The organism is Pseudomonas sp. ABFPK (assembly GCF_001586765.1).
GTDB lineage: Bacteria > Pseudomonadota > Gammaproteobacteria > Pseudomonadales > Pseudomonadaceae > Aquipseudomonas > Aquipseudomonas asiatica.
In genome coordinates this window covers 1-19,420 of record NZ_LQXW01000009.1, presented here as the reverse complement: position 1 = coordinate 19,420, position 19,420 = coordinate 1, and the positions used below count along the sequence as shown (strand labels likewise).

Sequence of the window (19,420 nt, the reverse complement as noted above, 5' to 3'; positions counted from 1 at the left end):
GGTTGGACTGTCGTACAAAAGTTGGAAATAGCTGAAAGAAGCGAAAAAATGGCAACAAACATCAAGAATTACCCGTTCGCGACACAATGCCAACCAACATGAACGTTTTTCCTCACAAGCCAGCATGCGACGAAACGTCGCACAAATGTAGTTTTACTACTACTCGTGTCGTGTAAAAGCATGAAATGCGAAAGCAAATGTAGTAAAACTACACGGCGCCGGAGGACACCCCGGTAATCCAAGAATTCACGACGTCTGCCCATAAGGCCAGTCGCAATCTCAGGCAATCGATTCTGGTTGCCTTTCCGCCCTGGAGCAAGCCATGCAAGACCTCGATCCAATCGAAACCCAGGAATGGCTGGATGCCCTGGAGTCGGTCCTCGACAAAGAAGGCGAAGACCGCGCTCATTACCTGATGACCCGTATGGGCGAGCTGGCCACCCGTAGTGGCTCCCAGCTGCCGTATGCGATCACCACGCCATACCGCAACACCATCCCTGTCACCCACGAAGCACGCATGCCTGGCGACCTGTTCATGGAACGCCGCATTCGCTCGATGGTGCGTTGGAACGCCCTGGCCATGGTCATGCGTACCAACCTGAAAGACTCGGACCTGGGCGGACACATCTCCAGCTTCGCCTCCAGCGCCACCCTGTACGACATCGGCTTCAACTACTTCTTCCAGGCCCCGACCGAAGAGCACGGCGGCGACCTGATCTTCTTCCAGGGCCATGCTTCGCCAGGCATCTACGCCCGTGCGTTCATGGAAGGCCGCATCAGCGAAGACCAAATGAACAACTTCCGTCAGGAAGTGGACGGCAACGGCCTGTCTTCGTACCCGCACCCATGGCTGATGCCTGACTTCTGGCAGTTCCCGACCGTTTCGATGGGTCTGGGCCCGATCCAGGCCATCTACCAGGCACGTTTCATGAAGTACCTGGAAGCCCGCGGCTTCATCCCGGCCGGCAAGCAGAAGGTCTGGTGCTTCATGGGCGACGGCGAGTGCGACGAGCCGGAATCCCTGGGCGCAATCGCCCTGGCCGGCCGCGAGAAGCTGGACAACCTGATCTTCGTCATCAACTGCAACCTGCAGCGCCTCGACGGCCCGGTTCGCGGCAACGGCAAGATCATCCAGGAACTCGAAGGCGTGTTCCGTGGCGGTGGCTGGAACGTCAACAAGGTCGTCTGGGGCCGCTTCTGGGACCCACTGTTCGCCAAGGACACCAACGGTGCCCTGCAGCGCCGCATGGACGAAGTCATCGACGGCGAGTACCAGAACTACAAAGCCAAAGACGGCGCGTACGTTCGTGAGAACTTCTTCAACACCCCAGAGCTCAAGGCCATGGTCGAAGACCTGTCCGACGAAGAGATCTGGAAGCTCAACCGTGGCGGCCACGACCCGTACAAGGTCTACGCGGCGTACCACCAGGCGGTCAACCACAAGGACCAGCCTACCGTCATCCTGGCCAAGACCATCAAGGGTTACGGTACCGGTGCCGGCGAAGCCAAGAACACCGCGCACAACACCAAGAAGGTCGACGTCGACAGCCTGCGTCACTTCCGTGACCGCTTCGACATCCCGGTCAAGGATGCCGACCTGGAGAACCTGCCGTTCTTCAAGCCGGAAGAAGGTTCTGCCGAAGCCAAGTACCTGGCCGAGCGCCGTGCTGCCCTGGGCGGTTTCGTGCCACAGCGCCGCGCCAAGAGCTTCAGCGTACCGACCCCGCCACTGGAAACGCTGAAAGCGATCCTGGACGGCTCGGGCGACCGCGAAATCTCCACCACCATGGCCTTCGTGCGTATTCTGGCGCAGTTGGTCAAGGACAAGGAAATCGGCCAGCGCATCGTCCCGATCATCCCGGACGAAGCCCGTACCTTTGGTATGGAAGGCATGTTCCGCCAGCTGGGCATCTACTCGTCGGTCGGCCAGCTCTACGAGCCAGTCGATAAAGACCAGGTGATGTTCTACCGCGAAGACAAGAAGGGCCAGATCCTCGAGGAAGGTATCAACGAAGCCGGCGCCATGTCGTCGTTCATCGCTGCCGGTACCTCGTACAGCTGCCACAACCAGCCGATGCTGCCGTTCTACATCTTCTACTCGATGTTCGGCTTCCAGCGTATTGGCGACCTGGCCTGGGCCGCTGGCGACAGCCGCACCCGTGGCTTCCTGATCGGCGGTACTGCCGGCCGTACCACCCTGAACGGTGAAGGCCTGCAGCACGAAGACGGTCACAGCCACATGATGGCGGGCACCATCCCGAACTGCCGCACCTATGATCCGACCTACGGCTACGAGCTGGCGGTGATCATCCAGGACGGCATGAAGAAGATGACCGAAGAGCAACAGGACATCTTCTACTACATCACCGTGATGAACGAATCCTACCAGCAGCCAGCCATGCCGGCCGGTGTCGAGGAAGGCATCATCAAAGGTATGTACCTGCTGGAAGAAGACACCCGCGAAGCCGCGCACCACGTACAGCTGATGGGCTCCGGCACCATCCTGCGCGAAGTACGCGAAGCAGCGAAGATCCTGCGTGAAGAGTTCAACGTTGGTGCCGACGTGTGGAGCGTCACCAGCTTCAACGAACTGCGTCGCGACGGCCTGGCCGTGGAACGCGCCAACCGCCTGAAGCCTGGCCAGAAGCCACAGCAGACCTATGTCGAGCAGTGCCTGAACGGTCGCAAGGGCCCGGTCATCGCCTCCACCGACTACATGAAGCTGTTCGCCGAGCAGATTCGCCAGTGGGTACCGAGCAAAGAGTTCAAGGTCCTGGGTACCGACGGTTACGGTCGCAGCGACAGCCGCAAGAAGCTGCGTCACTTCTTCGAAGTCGACCGCCACTTCGTGGTGCTGGCTGCCCTGGAAGCCCTGGCTGACCGCGGCGAGATCGAACCAAAGGTTGTTGCAGACGCTATCGTCAAGTTCGGTATCGACCCGGACAAGCGCAACCCACTGGACTGCTGAGGAGTATTTTTAAGTGAGCGAACTCATTCGCGTACCTGACATCGGCAGCGGTGAAGGTGAAATCATCGAGCTGTTCGTCAAGGTCGGTGATCGTATCGAGGCTGACCAGAGCCTGCTGACCCTGGAGTCCGACAAGGCCTCCATGGAGATCCCGGCTCCGAAAGCCGGCGTCATCAAGGAACTGAAGGTCAAGCTGGGCGACCGCCTGAAAGAAGGCGACGAGCTGCTGGTCCTGGAAGCCGAGGGCGCCGCTGCAGCGGCCCCTGAGGCTCCGGCCGCCGCTCCGGCCCAGGCTGCTGCGCCGGCTCCGGCCGCCGAAGCCGCCCCTGCCCCAGCCCCAGCCCCGGCTGCCGCCAGCGTGCAGGACATCCACGTGCCGGACATCGGTTCGTCGGGCAAGGCCAAGATCATCGAAGTGCTGGTCAAGGTCGGCGACACCGTCGAAGCCGACCAGTCGCTGATTACCCTGGAGTCCGACAAGGCCTCCATGGAAATCCCGTCGCCGGCTGCCGGCGTGGTCGAAGAAGTCCTGTGCAAGCTGGAAGACGAAGTCGGCACTGGCGACCTGATCTTCAAGCTGAAAGTCGCGGGCGCTGCCCCGGCTGCTGCTCCGGCACCTGCCGCTGCTGCCCCGGCCAAGGCTGAAGCGGCTCCGGCCGCCGCACCTGCCGCTGCAGCCCCGGCTGCTGCCCCTGCACCGGTTGCTACCGCACCGGCTGCCGGTAGCAACGCCAAGGTTCACGCAGGCCCGGCGGTTCGTCAGCTGGCCCGTGAATTCGGCGTCGACCTGGGCGCGGTTGCCGCGACCGGTCCGCACGGCCGCATCCTGAAAGAAGACGTGCAGGTCTACGTCAAGGCGATGATGCAGAAGGCCAAGGAGGCACCGGCAGCCGCCGGCGCAACCGGTGGCGCCGGCATCCCGCCGATCCCTGCCGTGGACTTCAGCAAGTTCGGTGAAGTGGAAGAAGTGGCCCTGACCCGCCTGATGCAGGTCGGTGCTGCCAACCTGCACCGCAGCTGGCTGAACGTGCCGCACGTGACCCAGTTCGACTCCGCCGACATCACCGAGCTGGAAGCCTTCCGCGTTGCGCAGAAGGCCGTGGCCGAGAAGGCTGGCGTTAAGCTGACCGTGCTGCCCCTGCTGCTCAAGGCCTGCGCCTTCCTGCTCAAGGAACTGCCAGACTTCAACAGCTCGCTGGCGCCAAGCGGCAAGGCCATCATCCGCAAGAAGTACGTGCACATCGGCTTTGCCGTGGACACCCCGGACGGCCTGCTGGTCCCTGTGATCAAGAACGTCGACCAGAAGAGCCTGCTGCAACTGGCTGCCGAAGCGGCTGCGCTGGCCGAAAAAGCCCGCACCAAGAAGCTGTCGGCCGACGAGATGCAAGGCGCCTGCTTCACCATCTCCAGCCTCGGCCACATTGGCGGCACCGGCTTCACGCCGATCGTCAACGCGCCGGAAGTGGCGATCCTGGGCGTCTCCAAGGCGACCATGCAGCCAGTCTGGGATGGCAAGGCCTTCCAGCCGAAGCTGATGCTGCCGCTGTCGCTGTCCTACGATCACCGTGTGATCAACGGCGCTGCCGCCGCGCGCTTCACCAAGCGCCTGGGCGACGTGCTGGGCGATATCCGCACCATGCTGCTGTAAGGCAGCCCGCTGCCCCTCCCTGCGAGGGGCAGTATGCTTTTCGAGCTGCCACGCTCGTACCTCAACCCCGTCGATTGGCGGGGCTTTTTTTTGCCTCGCATAAGGCACATTGGGGCCGCAAAGTGGCCCCGGAAATATCAGCCAGACTACAGATTCCCACCCACCAGCCGATAACCCGTCCACAGCATCACGCATGGCTGCTTGCCAGCCCCCGGGACATGATGCAACCTTGCCAGACCTGCCGCCCCCAAAGGCCGCGTTTCCTCTTCAAGCGAGTCTTCGATGAAAAGCCAACCCGATGCCGCCAGCCGTGTGGCGGCCGAGGTCGTCACGCAGTTACCCGTGCCCTCGCGGCTCGGCATGCTGCGCTTCGAAAGGCTCAACGAAGCCACTTGGGCCATGCTCTACCTCGACCCGGCCTGCGAGCGCCAGTTCGGCCTGCACGCTGGCGACCTCTGCGCCCTGGTAGACGCACCCTACGCCAGCCTGATGGAACCCGAGGCCCGCTACCGGCTACACGACGAGATCCAGCTGCAACTGGCCCAGCGCGGGTACTACCGCGTGCGCTACACCTTGCACACGCCAACTGCTTCGCTACGCCTGCTGGAGGCTGGGGAAGCCTACAAGCAGCACAACCGCCATCTGTTGCGCGGCTACCTGAGCGTGCTCGACGACCAGGCCGAAGAAACCAGCGATGCCGGTGCCAGCGACCTGGAATCGCGCAACAACCGCCTGCAACTGGCCCTGCAACTGAACCAGCGCGCGCAGCAGGAACAACTCGAACACCTGGAACGGGTACGTGGCCAGCAAGACCTGATCCTGCGCCTGGCCCGCCAACGCTACAGCGCAGGCAACTCTCTGCGGGAAGCCGCCCAGCTGATTACCCAGAGCGCCTGCGAAATCTACAAGGTCGATATTGCGAGCATCTGGCACCTTGAAGACCAGCGTCTGGAGCCGATCATCGCCTGGTACCGGGACGCGCAAGAACACCGCCAGCCCGAAGCCATCGATGCCAGCCGCTTCCCCGACTACCTTGACGCGTTGCACGCCAGCCGCGCCATCGACGCCCACAATGCCAGCCACGACCCGCGGACCCGCGCCCTGACGCAAAGCCTGTGCCCGGATAACAAGGCCATGCTCGATGCCAGTATCCGTGTCGATGGCCAGGTCGTCGGCGTGCTGTGCCTGGAGCAGACCGGCCAGACACGGGCCTGGCAGTCGGACGAAATCGCTTTTGCCGGCGAACTGGCCGACCAGTTCGCCCAGGTCATCACCAACCACAACCGGCGCACCGCCGCCAGCGCCCTGCACCTGTTCCAGCGCGCAGTCGAGCAAAGCGCCAGCGCCTTCCTGCTGGTCAACCGCGACGGTGTGGTGGAATACGTCAACCCCAGCTTTACTGCCATCACCCAGTACAGCACCGAGGAAGTGCAAGGCCGCCACCTGGCCGAGCTGTCAGCGCTGGAGAACCTGAGCGAGCTGCTGTTCGACTCGCCGTCGAGCCTGGCCATGGGCAACAGCTGGCAGGGCGAGTTCAAGAGCCGCCGCAAGAACCTCGAACCCTACTGGGGCCAGCTTTCGATTTCCAAGGTATATGGCGACAACCGTGAGCTGACCCACTACATCGGCATCTACGAAGACGTCACCCAGACGAAGCTGGCCCAGCAGCGCATCGAGCGCCTGGCCTACACCGACAACCTGACCAACCTGGGCAACCGCCCGGCGTTCATTCGCAGCCTGGACGAGCGCTTTGCCCGTGATGGCGAATACTCGATGTGCCTGCTGCTGGTGGACATCGACAACTTCAAGCGCATCAACGACAGCCTCGGCCACCAGACCGGCGACAAGCTGCTGATCAGCCTGGCCCGACGCCTGCGCAACAGCTTGCACTCCGGCGGTATCCTCGCGCGCTTTGCCAGTAACGAGTTCGCGGTACTGCTCGACGATACAAGCCTTGAAGATGGCCAGGGCGTCGCCCAGCAATTGCTGCGCACCCTCGACAAACCGATGTTCGTCGACAACCAGCTGATCAACGTCACCGCCTCGGTGGGCCTGGCCTGCGCGCCACTGCATGGCGCCGACCCGGCCAGCCTGATGAAGAACGCCGGCCTGGCGCTGCACAAGGCCAAGGCCAACGGCAAGCATCAGGTGCAGGTGTTTACCGAAGTGCTCAATGCCGAAGCCAGCTACAAGCTGTTCGTCGAGAACAACCTGCGTCGTGCCCTGACCCAGAACGAGCTGGAAGTGTTCTACCAGCCCAAGCTGTGCCTGCGCAGCGGTCGCCTGCTGGGGCTGGAAGCGCTGCTGCGCTGGAACCACCCTGAACGCGGCATGATCCGCCCGGACCAGTTCATCAGCGTGGCGGAAGAAACCGGCCTGATCATCCCCATCGGCAAATGGGTGGTGCGACAGTCGTGCCGCATGAGCCAGCAACTGCGCAAAGCCGGCATGGGCAACCTGCATGTGGCCATCAACCTGTCCCCCAAGCAGTTCTCCGACCCGGACCTGGTGGCATCGATCAGCACGATCCTCGAGGAAGAAGCCCTGCCCCCGCACCTGCTGGAGCTGGAGCTGACCGAAGGCCTGCTGCTGGAAGCCACCGAAGATACCCACCGCCAGCTGGATGAACTGAAGGCCCTGGGCCTGACCCTGGCCATGGACGATTTCGGCACCGGTTATTCGTCGCTGAGCTACCTGAAGAAGTTTCCGATCGACATCCTCAAGATCGACCGCAGCTTCATCAACGAGATCCCGGACAACCAGGACGACATGGAAATCACATCGGCGGTGGTGGCCATGGCTCACAACCTCAAGCTGAAGGTGGTGGCCGAGGGTATCGAGACACCGGAGCAGCTGGCGTTCCTGCGTCGGCACCGCTGCGACGTGGGCCAGGGCTACCTGTTCGACCGGCCGATTCCGGGGCGCGAGCTGGCTGAACGGCTGAAGCGCTATCCGCGTGGCCCAGCGGCCTGACAGCCGCGCAAACCTCGGGCACTATAGAACCCATTCGGGCCCTATCGCCGGCAAGCCAGCTCCCACAGGGACCGCTCATATCTCAAAATCTGTGATATCCCTGTGGGAGCTGGCTTGCCGGCGATGGCCCCACCACCTATCCAACTGAATAAACACAGAGGAACGGCCATGGTCCTGCGTTCGGAAATCCTGGTGAACAAAAACGTCATGCCAACCGCGGAACAGGCCCTGCCTGGCCGCGAAACGCCAATGAGCCTGCCCGAGTTCCACTACGTGTTCAAAGACACGCCGCTGCTCGGCCCATTCTTCGAAGGTGCCATCGACTTCGCCATCTTCGGCCTGGGTTGCTTCTGGGGCGCCGAGCGCCGCTTCTGGCAGCGTGAAGGCGTGGTCAGCACAGTGGTCGGCTACGCAGGCGGCTTCACCCCCCACCCCACCTACGAGGAAGTGTGCTCGGGCCTGACCGGCCACACCGAAGTGGTGCTGGTGGTGTTCGACAAGGACAGAGTCAGCTACCGCGAGTTGCTGGCGATGTTCTGGGAACTGCACAACCCGACCCAGGGCATGCGCCAGGGCAACGACATCGGCACCCAGTACCGCTCGGCCATCTACTGCACCAGCCCTGAGCAGCTGGAACAGGCCAAGGCCAGCCGCGACGCCTTCCAGGCCGAACTGAGCAAGGCCGGCTTCGGTGAGATCACCACCGAAATCGACCAGGCACCGACCGTGTACTTCGCCGAGGCCTACCACCAGCAGTACCTGGCCAAGAACCCGGACGGCTACTGCGGTATCGGCGGTACCGGCGTGTGCCTGCCACCGAGCCTGCAGGGTAACTGAAGCATGAGCACGATGACTCTGTTCCACTCGCCGTTGTCGCCTTTCGTGCGCAAGGTCATGGTGGTGTTGCACGAGACCGGCCAACTTGAGCGCGTGCAGCTGCAGCCGGTGAACATCAGCCCGGTCAGCGGCGACCCACAGCTCAACCAGGACAACCCGATCGGCAAGATCCCGGCCCTGCGCTTGGAAGACGGCACCGTTCTGCATGACAGCCGGGTGATCTGCGAGTACCTCGACCTGCAGCACGTCGGCCTGCCGCTGCTGCCGCGCGAAGGCTCGGCGCGTTGGCGGCGCATGACGCTAGTGTCGCAGGCCGATGCCATCATGGATGCGGCGGTGTCGAGCCGCTACGAGAGTTTCCTGCGCCCTGTAGACAAGCGCTGGGATGGTTGGCTGCAGGCACAGGGCGACAAGATCCGCCGTAGCCTGGCCAATCTGGAGCAGGAGCATTTGCCCGAGTTGATGTCCGGGTTCGACCTGGCAGCGATTGGCGTGGCCTGTGCGCTGGGGTATCTGGATTTGCGCCAGCCCGAGTTTGGCTGGCGTGAGCACCAGCCTGGCTTGGCTGCGTGGTATGCCGAGGTGGCCAAGCGGCCGTCGATGGTGGCAACAGCACCGGCAGCCTGACAGGCCCATTCGCAGCACAAGGCTGCTCCCCTGTAGGAGCAGCCTTGTGCTGCGAATGCCTCACCTCGGTATCACAGGAAACAACTGCCCGATCCTGAGGGCCAACCACCGCCCGATCTCTCTGTCCTCCCTCATGCCACCCTCCCCACCCGGGCCCAATCCAGCCGCCGGGTCAGCACCATGAATACCCCCAGCAGGCCAAAGCACAGCAACGAGCCCATCAACAGCGCATAGTCCTCGGCACTCAGCAGCCCGTACAGCAGCGCATACAACGCCGCCAACCCCACCGCAAAGCCCACCCCACGCCCCAGGCTGCGCAGCACATGGCTCAGGTAGAAGCCGATCAGCAGCACACACGCCGAAGCTGACAACCCATACGCCAAACCAAAGCCGATGTGCTCGGACAACGACAGCAACAGCAGGTAGAAGAAAGCCAGCGCCACCCCCACCAGGATGTACTGCACCGGGTGTACGCTGAGGTTCTTAAGCACTTCGAACAGGAAGAAGCCGGCGAAGGTCAGGGCGATGAACAGCAAGGCGTACTTGATCGCCCGCTCGCTCTTCAGGTACTGGTCCACCGGGTCGACGAAGCTGACACCGAAGCTGCGCTCGCTGAAGTCCGCACACTGCCCGGCGGTAGCGCACTGGCGCAGGGCGTCTTCGAGGTTGGTGGCAAAGAACGAGGTCTGCCAGTGGGCACTGAAGCCTTGGGCGTCGATATCGCGGCGACTGGGCAGGTAGTTGCCGACGAAGCTCGGGTGCGGCCAGTTGGCACGCAGGTCCACGGCACTGGTGCGGCCCACCGGCACTACGTGCAGCTGGCCGGTGCCTTGCAGTGCGAGATCGAAACCATAGCTGAATTCACGCGCCTGCAAGCCGTCCAGCCCCGGCAGGCTGGCGTGCACGCCGCCGCGCATCCAGTCGAGCCGGGTACCGGCTTCGAACGGTACTTTCTGCTCGCCGATGCTCAGCTCAAGGCCGTTCTCGATGCCGCGGATATCGCTGATGCCCACCACCAGGAACGGCTTGTCGAAGCGGTAGTCGTCGAAGTCCTTGTCGATGCCCCAGCGTTCCGGGAGCTTGAAGCGGCCACTGATACGGCCCTTGGCGTGGAACAGCCGGGCCTGGTAGATGCCACGGGCGCGCAGTTCGGTGTCCACGCCCAGGTCGGCGTCGAAGGTTTCCGGCAGGAAGTACAGGTGACCGGCAATGGTGCTGGTTTCCTGGGTGCGCTCGCCGTCCTTTTCGATCCAGCGGCGCTGGTACTTGCGGTAGGGCACCACCAGCAGCGGGCCGCTGAGTTGCTGGTCGAAGCTAGCGCTCTGGGCGATATCGCGCAGCACAGTGTCGCGCAGGGCCTGGCGTTCACCGATCAGGCCGCTGATCAGCAGTAGCGGGACGAGCAGCAGCAAGATCAATACGGCGATCATGCCGAGTTTGAAACCGAGGGTCTTGTTCATGGGGCCTCCTGTGGCAGTGGGCGCAGTGTCTGCGCCTTGCGTGGAGGCCTCGGGGAGATGGTGTGGAGATTGTGTGTTTTTGGGGCCGCTTTGCGGCCCATCGCGACACAAGGCCGCTCCTACAGGAGGACGCGCGCTCTTGTAGGAGCGGCCTTGTGTCGCGATGGGCTGCGCAGCAGCCCCGGCAATGTCAGCTGATACGCCGCACCGGCAGCCACAACCTCACCCGCACCCCACCATCGACGTTATCCACCGCCAACGCCCCGCCATGCAGCTGCATCACCTCGGCCACGAAATTCAGCCCCAGCCCGGTACTCTTGCGCCCACTCCCCGGCCGCGGCAGCGAGTAGAACCGCTCGCTCACCCGCCCAATGGCGTAGGCAGGTATCGCCTGCCCCTGGTTGAACACACTCAGCGCCACCCGTTCGCCATCGCGCTCCAGGTCGAACAACAGCGCGCCTCCCTCCGGGGTGAAGTCCAACGCGTTGTCGAGCAGGTTGGCCAGCGCCTGGCGCATCAGGAACGGGTCACACAACAAGCGCAAGCCAGCCGGCACCCGCTGGCGCACCTGCAAATCGGCACCTTCGATACGCGCCGCATGGGCCAACAGCAACTCGTCCACCAACGCCGCCAGCGCCACCTGCTGCTCATCCTCCAGCGCCTGCATCTGCTCGACCCGGGCCAGGTTGAGCAGGCGTTCGATCATCTGCTGCAAACGCTCGCTCTCGCGCTCGATGTTGCCGGCAAAGCGCGCCCGCTGGTCAGCCGGCATGTCATCGCCCTGCAACAGCTCAGACGCGCCACGAATGGCCGCCAGCGGGCTTTTCAGCTCGTGTGTCAGGGTATGCACATACCGCTCGACATAAGCCTTGCCTTCCAGTTGAGTGCGCATGCGCTCGACCGCCTGGGCCAGGTGCGCCAGTTCACCACCCTTGTAATGCGGCAGGGCGGCGCGCTCGCCCTCGCTGACCGCCTGAGCGTAGCGGGCCAGCCGGCGCAGCGAGCGCGCCAGCCACCACGACAACGCGGCACCGATCAGCAGGCCCAGGCCGATCAGCCCCAGCCCCAAGGTGAGCAAGCGCCGTTCGGAGCGGTCGATGTACGGTTGCAGCGAGCTGTTGGGCTTGGCCACGGTGACCACGCCGATGATCTTGCCATCGTCGATGATCGGCGCGCCTACATGCATCACCGAGGTGCTTTCATCTTCGGGGTCGCTGCGGGTGGAACGGGCGCCATACTGGCCACGTAGGGTCAGGTACACGTCATTCCACTTCGAGTAGTCCTTGCCCAGGTCCTCGCCGCTGGAGTCCAGCAGTACGGTGCCCTTGGCATCGGTGACGTAGATGCGGTGGCTGACCTGGTTCTTGGCCAGCCCCCAGATCTGCGCACCCGGGCTGCGCGAGCCGTAGGCCTTGAGCACTTCGGGCAAGCGGCTCTGGTTCAGGGTGCCGGCCTTGACGTCATCGTGCAGGATCTCGGCCAGCAGGTTGGCGGTGTCCACCAGCGTTTCTTCCGAGGACTGTCGCACTACCGGACGGATCTGTTCACGCACCGTGTTGAGCAGAAAGTAGCCCGCCAGCCCGACGAACAGGAAGTACACCAGGAAGATCCGGATGCCCAGGCGCATCAGGCATGGTCCGGGCTGTAGCTGTAGCCGAGGCCGCGGTGGGTCTGGATCGGTTCGGCGTCGCTGGCCACTTGGCGCAGCTTGGCGCGCAGGCTCTTGATATGGCTGTCGATGGTGCGCTCGTACCCCACGTCAGAGGCCACACCCACGGCGTCGAGCAGCTGTTCGCGGCTGAATACCCGGTGCGGTTGCTCGAGCAGGCATTGCAACAGGCGGAATTCGTGGCGGGTAAGGGGGAGTGGCTGGCCGCGGTAGGTGATCTGCATGCGCAAGGTATCGAGCTGGAACAGCGTGGTCTCGACAGCTGGCTCGACCCTGGGGCCCATGCGCTTGAGGATCGCCCGTACTCGCGCCGCCACTTCACGCGGGCTGAAGGGTTTGACCACATAGTCGTCTGCGCCGATTTCCAGTCCCACCACCCGGTCGATTTCGCCGTCGCGGGCGCTGAGGAACATTACCGGTACTTCGCTGAAGCGGCGCAGCTGACGGCAGGTTTCGAAGCCACTGATATCGGGCAGGCCGATATCGAGGATGACCAGGTCGGCCGGGCGCTGGCGCTGCTGGTCGAGGGCGGCGCTGCCCAGGGTTACCCATTCGGTGCTATGGCCGTCGGCCTGCAGGGCATAGACCAAGGTGTCGGCGATGGCGGCTTCGTCTTCGACGATGAGGATGTGGGGCATGGCGTCCGGGCCTGTGCAGATATCTATGGCGACGCACTATTGTGTAGGAGCGGCCTTGTGTCGCGAAAGGGCCGCAGAGCGGCCCCGACAATGTCTGCATCAACGCTGGAATCGAGGGGCCGCTTTGCGGCCCGATCGCGACACAAGGCCGCTCCTACAATGGAGGGACCAATGCGGTTTTGAATCAGCAGTCAGGCTTGCCAGCAGTGAACTTCTTGGCCGGATTGACCGCCGCCTTGAACTCGCGCAAAGCCTTGGAGCCCACCAGCAACGGGTAGTTGAAGCTGCTGCGGTCCACCAGGTTGACCTCGACGGTGCGCTTCACGTCCCCCAGGCACAGCTCCAGGTCGACCACCGGGCGCTTGGAGATTTCCGGCGCATCGCCTTCCTCCTCTTCATCGGCACGGCCCTTGATCTTGCTGATACGCGAAACCTTGTGCTCGTACACCTTGCCGTCCGAGTCCTTGGTGGCCAGGCGGAAGCGCACCCACTCGTCGCCATCACGGGTGAACAGCTCGATATCCTTGGCCGACAGCGACGCGGTGAAGGCACCGGTATCCATCTTGGCTTTCAGGGTTTCGCCCAGTTCGGGCAGGGCTATGTTCTCGTAACGGCCATAGATTGTGGGCTCGGCGGCCATGACCGGCAGCGCCAACAACGACAACAGGGCAAGCAGAGGTTTCACAGGCAAGCTTCCTTGAGGAGGGTCAGTGCTTAGACTGCACTGGCAGGATAGGTTCGCTGTCACAAGCCTATCCAACATAATGTGAAACATTTGTCCTCGCCGCAGGGCACTGGAAATTTGGCGTAGGCCACTGCCCTGCTTATCATTGCCAACCGTTTATCTCCTACAACAAGAGTCTCTTTATGCGTCGCCTGCTGACCGGCATCCTCACTACCACCCTGCTGCTGCTCAACACCCTGGTGTTGATCTGCCCGCTGCTGGTCTTCGCCCTGCTCAAACTGGTGCTTCCGGGGCGTGGGCGTGACTATGCTTCCTGGGCGGTGATGTGGGTGGCCGAGACCTGGTCGGAGATCGACAAGGCCATCTTTGCCCTGTGCATTCCTACCCAGTGGGATATCCGCGGCGTCGAGAACCTGCGCAAGGACACTTCGTACCTGGCCGTCAGCAACCACCAGACCTGGGTCGATATCCCGGCGCTGATCGAGAGCCTCAACCGCCGTACACCGTTCTTCAAGTTCTTCCTGAAGAAGGAGCTGATCTGGGTACCACTGCTGGGCCTGGCCTGGTGGGGGCTGGATTACCCGTTCATGAAGCGCTACAGCAAGGCCTTCCTGGAGAAACACCCAGAGCTCAAGGGCAAGGATTTGGAGATCACCAAGGCGGCCTGCGAGCTGTTCAAGCGCCAGCCGGTGACCGTGGTGAACTACCTGGAAGGCACACGCTTTACCGAGGCCAAGCACCGCGAGCAGCAATCGCCCTATCGCTACCTGCTCAAGCCCAAGGCTGGTGGTGTGGCGTTCGTGCTGGCGGCATTGGGCGAGCAACTGGATGCCTTGCTGGATGTGACCATCGTCTACCCCGGCAACAAGGCGCCGGGGTTCTGGGATTTGCTAAATGGCAGCATCAGCCGGGTGATTATCGACATTCGTGTGCGTGAACTGGACCCGATGCTGTGGACGGGGGATTACGAGAATGATGCTGAGTTCAGGCAGACCGTGCAGGCCTGGGTGAACCAGTTGTGGGTGGAGAAGGACTTGCGGATCGAGCAGCTGCGGGTGGAGATGGGCTGAGATTTCCATTGCCTGACCAGGCCTCTTCGCGGGTAAACCCGCTCCCACAGGTACTGCGCAGTACTCAAGACCTGTGAGCCCCCTGTGGGAGCGGGTTTACCCGCGAAGAGGCCGGAACAGGCATTACAAATATCCGATTAAAAACCTGGCTAATAATCAGCATTAGGATTACTTCTTTGTCACACCCCACCTAAGTGGATAAAAATCGACCAAAGCACAACTACAAAAATGCTCTGGATCGAACGATGGCCAACCCACCCAGCTCCACCCCCGTCCAGCTCCGCCGTGTCCTCGGCCTGCCCGCCCTGGTGTTCTTCGGCCTGGTGTACATGGTCCCGCTGACCATCTTCACCACTTACGGCATCGTCACCGAACTTACTGGTGGCCGCACGGCCGGCGCCTATATCGTCACCCTGGTGGCCATGCTGTTCACCGCCACCTCCTACAGCTTCATGGTCAAACGCTTCCCGGTCGCGGGCTCGGCGTACTCCTACACCAACATGGCCTTCGGCCCGAACGTTGGCTTCCTGGCCGGCTGGTCGCTGCTGCTCGACTACCTGTTCCTGCCGATGATCAACTACCTGCTGATCGGCTTGTTCCTGAACATCGCCTTTCCGGCCATCCCCGCGTGGTCGATCGCGCTGGCCTCTATCGCCCTGGTCACGGTGCTCAACGTGGTCGGTATTCACTCTGTGGCCAAGACCAGCAACCTGATCGTCGGGGCGCAGATCGTCTTCATCGTGGTGTTCGTCGCCCTGTCCTGCCAGTCCCTGGCCGGCCAACCGCTCGACCTGCTTTCGCCACTGCTGGGCGACGGTTCGCAGCCAGGCTTCGGCGCGCTGATGGCTGGTGCGGCGGTGCTGTGCCTGTCGTTCCTCGGCTTTGACGCTGTCTCAACCTTGGCCGAAGAATGCCGCGATGCCCGCCGCGATGTGCCACGGGCAATCATCCTCACCACCCTGTTCGCCGGGGTACTGTTCACCGTGCTGGCTTATGTAAGCCAACTGGTACTGCCGGGCACCACCTTTGCCAATGCCGATGCGGCGGCCAACGAGGTGATGTTCAAGGCGGGCGGGCAGTTCCTGGCCAACTTCTTCACTGCGGCCTATGTGGCCGGCAGCCTTGGCTCGGCGCTGGCCTCGCAGGCGGCGGTGTCGCGCATTCTGTTCACCATGGGCCGTGACAAGGTGCTGCCGCAGCGAACGTTCGGCTACCTGTCACCGCGCTTTGGCACGCCGGTGTTCGCCATTCTGCTGGTTTCGGCGTTCTCGTTGCTGGCGTTGGTGATCGACCTGGCGACCCTTGCCTCGCTGATCAGCTTTGGTGCGCTGGTGGCGTTTTCGGCGGTGAACCTGGCGGTGGTGAAGACCCACCTGGTGGACGATGCCTCGCAGCGCAGCCTCAAAGGGCTGCTGAGCTATGGCCTGGTGCCGCTGGTGGGGTTGGGGTTGACACTGTGGCTGTGGACCAGCCTGTCGGCGCTTACCTTGGTGATTGGCCTGTGCTGGTTTGCGCTGGGTCTTGCGTACTTGGCCGTTCTGACTTCGGGTTTCCGCCGTCCGGTTCTGCTGGCTGACTTCTCCGAAGCGGGCTGAGGTCCGCCGCAAGTACTGTCATTTCTTCCAGTTGTACATGGCCTCGCGTTGACCCAAGCTGAAGCGGTCCAGACTTGCGCGAGGTCATTACCGATGCAAATCGTCCTACCTGCCTATACCCCATACGGATACAGCCCCACCGAAGCCGGCCTTGCGTCCCTGCTCGGCTTCAATGGCGAACTGCAAGAAAGCCACTCTGGAACATACCTGCTTGGCAATGGTTACCGGCCGTACAGCACGTTACTCATGCGGTTTCTTGCGCCTGACAGTTGGAGTCCGTTTGGGGCGGGAGGGCTAAATGCATATAGTTACTGCGTTAACGACCCAGTGAATAAGTCAGACCCAGACGGACATGCCGGGTCTAAACCGCAGCGCATACCTAGTTTTATCAACCGACGTGTACCGCTGCTGCAACCTGACGAAGTTGGCCAAGAAAACGCTATGTTGATTCGGCGACTGCAGCGCAGGCAACAACAGGCCGCTTTGAATCCGCCAAGAAACCCTCTTGCTCAACCCAGAGGTCAGCAAAGGTATGCACACCGCGGCGGGCTTGATGCCGCAGCTGCCCCGAACCACGAACGCAATGCAGCGCTACCTCTCAACAACATACCGCGTGCGGAGCAGGCACCGCAGACAATAACGCTGGATAATGCTCTAAGTCTCTACAATGAGTTGGTGATCGCCGACGGGCATATTCAAACCTTCAATAGAAACCTAGGTTACCTCGAGCCGGGCTCCGAGCTATTTCAGCAATACCGCAATGATATTGAGCGTATTGGAAGGAGAGCGGAGGAGATCCGTCAACAACTCGGGACTGATCAACTCCGATGGTTTCACTTTTAAAGCCGATACCCAGATACTCAAAGAAGTCGGCCCCTAATCACCCGCTACCTTATTAAACTGCTGGCCGCTGGTGATAGGGCCAGTACTACGCGTACTAAAATTTCAGACTGAAGGCTGAACCAAAGGCGCCGGCTTTGCCCACAGGCTACCCAGGCTCTGTAACAACGACCCGGCAATCCCCTGCTGCCCCAGGTACTGCAGCAGCAACGGCGCAAACTGCCCGATCATCCCGGTATCCATCCCCAGCGCCTTGAACGCATTGTCCAGGTCGCTGCGGTTTTCCACATTGTTGCCCAGCGCATTGCTCAAGGCCGACTGGCTCTCGCTGTTCTTGCCCAGCAGCTCACCCAGGCCACTCAAGCCACCCAGCACATTGGCCCCGGCAAGCAGGTCCAGCCCTGGCACGGCCTTGGTCAATTGGCCATAGTCGTCGCTGCTCAGGTTGTTGCGCGCCAGCCCAAGCATGGCCCCTGCCCCGCCCACGGCTTGCTCCGGGGTGATATTCAATTGGCTGCCCAAGGTATTGAGCAGGTTTGCCTGCGCCTCGGGTGCCTGTAACTGGCCTTGCTGGCTCTGATTCTGGTTCTGCATGGCCGACACGGCGTTGGCGGCGTCGCTGAGGTTGAAGGCGAACACCGGGCTTGCGGCCAGGGTCATCAGGGTTGCCAGGGTGAATGCTCTCATCGGGAGGGGACCTCGTCGGCCGGGATGGCGTGGGAAACGAGTAGTTTGACTCATGGTTTTGGGGTTTGTTCCAGCCGTTCGTTACCTAGCAGAATTGCTAGTTGTCACCATCTAAACATGGCGCGCAATCTAAAGCGCCATCGCAAAATCGCAAGCGCCCAGGAAGAAATTTATGATGGACAACACCGGAAGTAGAAGAGAATTGGTTTCAACATCAATCAGCCCGCACTCCCAAAGGGTCTCAGATAGAAGCACCATGACCTTCTATAAAAATGGCAAACTTACTACCGAGATATATGCGCAAGGCTATTGTCATGTTTTCGGGGCGCAAGCCACCCATATGGCTCAGCTTGACCAAACTCAGGAGCCTAACTTTTTTAGAGTCGATGAAGCCAATACAGTACTTGGCATGCTGAGTGACTCAATGTCGTACTCCCCCTATGGCTATCTAAACATTGAAAAAGCGGCAGCACTGCTCGGATTCAATGGGCAGCGGCGAGACCTTTTGACTCAAGGATATCTACTGGGCAATGGGCACCGACTATACATCACATGCCTGATGCGGTTCGGCAGCCCGGACACGTTCAGCCCCTTCGACAGAGGAGGTGTGAATGCTTACGCTTACTGCCAGAACGACCCTATCAATAAAGTAGACCCCTCGGGGAACATTCCCCACCATTTACGTAGCGTTGCCAAGTGGATCGGTAATATTACGGGATTGAGAAAGCCTTCATCCAACCCAGGGGGTACTTTAAGCATCATCAATGAACCAGGTGTACGAGATAAAATATTCAGTCAACTTCCAGCAAAAGACCTGGGGAACCTCGCCTCCACATCAAAGGCATTCCACTTGGAGATTGGGGAATTATCCAAAAAAATGTAAAAAAACTAGATGCAAACTTAGTACCTGCGGCAATCCAAGGAGAAGTTGAGGGTATTCTTCCAATTGACACAAAACGTAAGCGCGCCCTTCATAATAGTGTCATACAGGAAATTGAAAATTTACCTATCCGCCGACTGGAAAACAGCGACGCATCTGCTGACCTGCATCCAGGAGTCGCATTCTTACGTATAAATAGAAATAACCAAAAAATGCTAAACTTTGCCCATGAATCCGGAGTTCCCAGAATCGATCCAGTAAGTGGCAGGCGAAATGCCATTCGCTTGCACCGCTAGCTACAAATACCACTCCCATAGGTAGTACATTACGCCTTTGTGTCTATATTTGTACTACAACGCCACAAAGCCCCTCACCTCCTGAGGGGCTGTCATTTTCAAGCCGCACGGAACATACTCCCAACTCCCTCCAAGCCATTGTGGTGTTCTGGGTTGCGTCCTGGTCTCGGGCGGTCGCTGCACATCAGCGATCGGCTTTGACGGGCCGACTCAAATTAAAAGCTATGCCCTGCCTTTCATGGCGGCTGTGCGTGGGGCACCTTCGGGTGCGCCGGGCCCCTCAATTTGACCGGTCTGTCAACCCATTGCACAACTGCCGCCCTTTGTTTGACAGCAAATGGCGGCGGCTTCATCGCAAATTGAGGGTTACACCATGCTGAGAACTGTTTCTGATCCGCCCCATAATCCCCACTCCCTTAAGGATTCTCCGAACAAGTTACCCACCAGCCGCAAATGGACGGCTTGGAGATGCCGAAAACCCCGATTTTCAGCCGCTGATTATTGGAAAACCAAGGCATAGCCTTGGTTTTCTGCCCTCACGGGCGCA

14 protein-coding genes are annotated in these 19,420 nt (G+C 61.2%); 9 read left to right on the top strand and 5 right to left on the bottom strand.

Annotated features, from left to right (window positions below):
* The first annotated feature begins 322 nt into the window (after positions 1–322).
* The 5 genes from aceE (at position 323) to WM94_RS07665 (ending at position 9,053) form a co-directional block, all read left to right on the top strand.
* Positions 323–2,968, top strand: a complete 2,646-nt coding sequence (aceE, locus tag WM94_RS07685) for a pyruvate dehydrogenase (acetyl-transferring), homodimeric type (RefSeq protein WP_003258640.1) — start codon at positions 323–325, stop codon at positions 2,966–2,968.
* Positions 2,969–2,981: 13 nt separating this feature from the next.
* Positions 2,982–4,616, top strand: a complete 1,635-nt coding sequence (gene aceF, locus WM94_RS07680) for a dihydrolipoyllysine-residue acetyltransferase (RefSeq protein ID WP_061550872.1) — start codon at positions 2,982–2,984, stop codon at positions 4,614–4,616.
* Between the two features lie 282 nt (positions 4,617–4,898).
* On the top strand, positions 4,899–7,589 hold the full coding sequence (locus tag WM94_RS07675; protein WP_061550871.1) for a bifunctional diguanylate cyclase/phosphodiesterase: 2,691 nt from the start codon (positions 4,899–4,901) through the stop codon (positions 7,587–7,589).
* Positions 7,590–7,757: 168 nt separating this feature from the next.
* Complete coding sequence (gene msrA, locus WM94_RS07670; RefSeq protein ID WP_003257532.1) at positions 7,758–8,426, top strand: peptide-methionine (S)-S-oxide reductase MsrA; 669 nt, start codon at positions 7,758–7,760, stop codon at positions 8,424–8,426.
* Between the two features lie 3 nt (positions 8,427–8,429).
* Positions 8,430–9,053 carry a glutathione S-transferase gene (locus WM94_RS07665; protein WP_061550870.1) on the top strand — a complete coding sequence of 208 codons (624 nt, stop codon included), beginning with the start codon at positions 8,430–8,432 and terminating at the stop codon, positions 9,051–9,053.
* Between the two features lie 131 nt (positions 9,054–9,184).
* On the opposite strand, the gene creD is transcribed toward WM94_RS07665, so the two are convergent.
* From creD to WM94_RS07645, 4 genes are all read right to left on the bottom strand, one after another.
* Positions 9,185–10,513, bottom strand: coding sequence for a cell envelope integrity protein CreD (gene creD, locus WM94_RS07660; RefSeq protein WP_015268673.1), 1,329 nt, complete (start codon positions 10,511–10,513; stop codon positions 9,185–9,187).
* Between the two features lie 190 nt (positions 10,514–10,703).
* Complete coding sequence (creC, locus tag WM94_RS07655; RefSeq protein WP_061550869.1) at positions 10,704–12,140, bottom strand: two-component system sensor histidine kinase CreC; 1,437 nt, start codon at positions 12,138–12,140, stop codon at positions 10,704–10,706.
* Complete coding sequence (creB, locus tag WM94_RS07650) at positions 12,140–12,820, bottom strand: two-component system response regulator CreB (RefSeq protein WP_039613202.1); 681 nt, start codon at positions 12,818–12,820, stop codon at positions 12,140–12,142. Before creB ends, creC begins: the two co-directional genes overlap by 1 nt.
* 184 nt (positions 12,821–13,004) lie before the next feature.
* Positions 13,005–13,505 carry an ATP-dependent zinc protease gene (locus WM94_RS07645; RefSeq protein WP_003257529.1) on the bottom strand — a complete coding sequence of 167 codons (501 nt, stop codon included), beginning with the start codon at positions 13,503–13,505 and terminating at the stop codon, positions 13,005–13,007.
* A gap of 182 nt (positions 13,506–13,687) precedes the next feature.
* Here WM94_RS07645 and WM94_RS07640 point away from each other — a divergent pair, with 182 nt between their 5' ends.
* The 3 genes from WM94_RS07640 to WM94_RS28845 all read left to right on the top strand — a co-directional run bounded on the left by WM94_RS07640 (position 13,688) and on the right by WM94_RS28845 (position 17,013).
* Entirely contained in the window at positions 13,688–14,575 is an 888-nt protein-coding gene (locus WM94_RS07640) for an acyltransferase (protein ID WP_061550868.1), read from the top strand.
* Between the two features lie 245 nt (positions 14,576–14,820).
* The gene (locus WM94_RS07635) at positions 14,821–16,170 is read left to right on the top strand and encodes an APC family permease (protein ID WP_061550867.1); all 1,350 of its coding nucleotides are present in this window, start codon (positions 14,821–14,823) and stop codon (positions 16,168–16,170) included.
* A gap of 93 nt (positions 16,171–16,263) precedes the next feature.
* A complete protein-coding gene (locus WM94_RS28845) occupies positions 16,264–17,013 on the top strand; it encodes an RHS repeat-associated core domain-containing protein (protein WP_082810534.1) in 750 nt (249 codons plus the stop codon).
* A 102-nt stretch (positions 17,014–17,115) separates the two neighbouring features.
* Here the strand turns inward: WM94_RS28845 and WM94_RS07625 are convergent, their stop codons facing one another.
* Positions 17,116–17,697 (bottom strand): DUF2780 domain-containing protein, encoded by a 582-nt coding sequence (locus WM94_RS07625; RefSeq protein WP_061550865.1) that lies wholly within the window; start codon positions 17,695–17,697, stop codon positions 17,116–17,118.
* A gap of 172 nt (positions 17,698–17,869) precedes the next feature.
* Here WM94_RS07625 and WM94_RS07620 point away from each other — a divergent pair, with 172 nt between their 5' ends.
* Positions 17,870–18,580: an RHS repeat-associated core domain-containing protein gene (locus WM94_RS07620; protein ID WP_256207004.1), complete on the top strand. Its 711-nt coding sequence runs from the start codon at positions 17,870–17,872 to the stop codon at positions 18,578–18,580.
* The last annotated feature ends 840 nt before the right edge of the window (positions 18,581–19,420 follow it).

Coding starts and splice junctions, on each gene's coding strand:
- aceE (WP_003258640.1), top strand. CDS start 323: ATGCAAGACCTCGATCCAATCGAAACCCAGGAATGGCTGGATGCCCTG.
- WM94_RS07675 (WP_061550871.1), top strand. CDS start 4,899: ATGAAAAGCCAACCCGATGCCGCCAGCCGTGTGGCGGCCGAGGTCGTC.
- msrA (WP_003257532.1), top strand. CDS start 7,758: ATGGTCCTGCGTTCGGAAATCCTGGTGAACAAAAACGTCATGCCAACC.
- WM94_RS07665 (WP_061550870.1), top strand. CDS start 8,430: ATGAGCACGATGACTCTGTTCCACTCGCCGTTGTCGCCTTTCGTGCGC.
- creD (WP_015268673.1), bottom strand. CDS start 10,513: ATGAACAAGACCCTCGGTTTCAAACTCGGCATGATCGCCGTATTGATC.
- creC (WP_061550869.1), bottom strand. CDS start 12,140: ATGCGCCTGGGCATCCGGATCTTCCTGGTGTACTTCCTGTTCGTCGGG.
- creB (WP_039613202.1), bottom strand. CDS start 12,820: ATGCCCCACATCCTCATCGTCGAAGACGAAGCCGCCATCGCCGACACC.
- WM94_RS07640 (WP_061550868.1), top strand. CDS start 13,688: ATGCGTCGCCTGCTGACCGGCATCCTCACTACCACCCTGCTGCTGCTC.
- WM94_RS07635 (WP_061550867.1), top strand. CDS start 14,821: ATGGCCAACCCACCCAGCTCCACCCCCGTCCAGCTCCGCCGTGTCCTC.
- WM94_RS28845 (WP_082810534.1), top strand. CDS start 16,264: ATGCAAATCGTCCTACCTGCCTATACCCCATACGGATACAGCCCCACC.
- WM94_RS07625 (WP_061550865.1), bottom strand. CDS start 17,697: ATGAGAGCATTCACCCTGGCAACCCTGATGACCCTGGCCGCAAGCCCG.
- WM94_RS07620 (WP_256207004.1), top strand. CDS start 17,870: ATGATGGACAACACCGGAAGTAGAAGAGAATTGGTTTCAACATCAATC.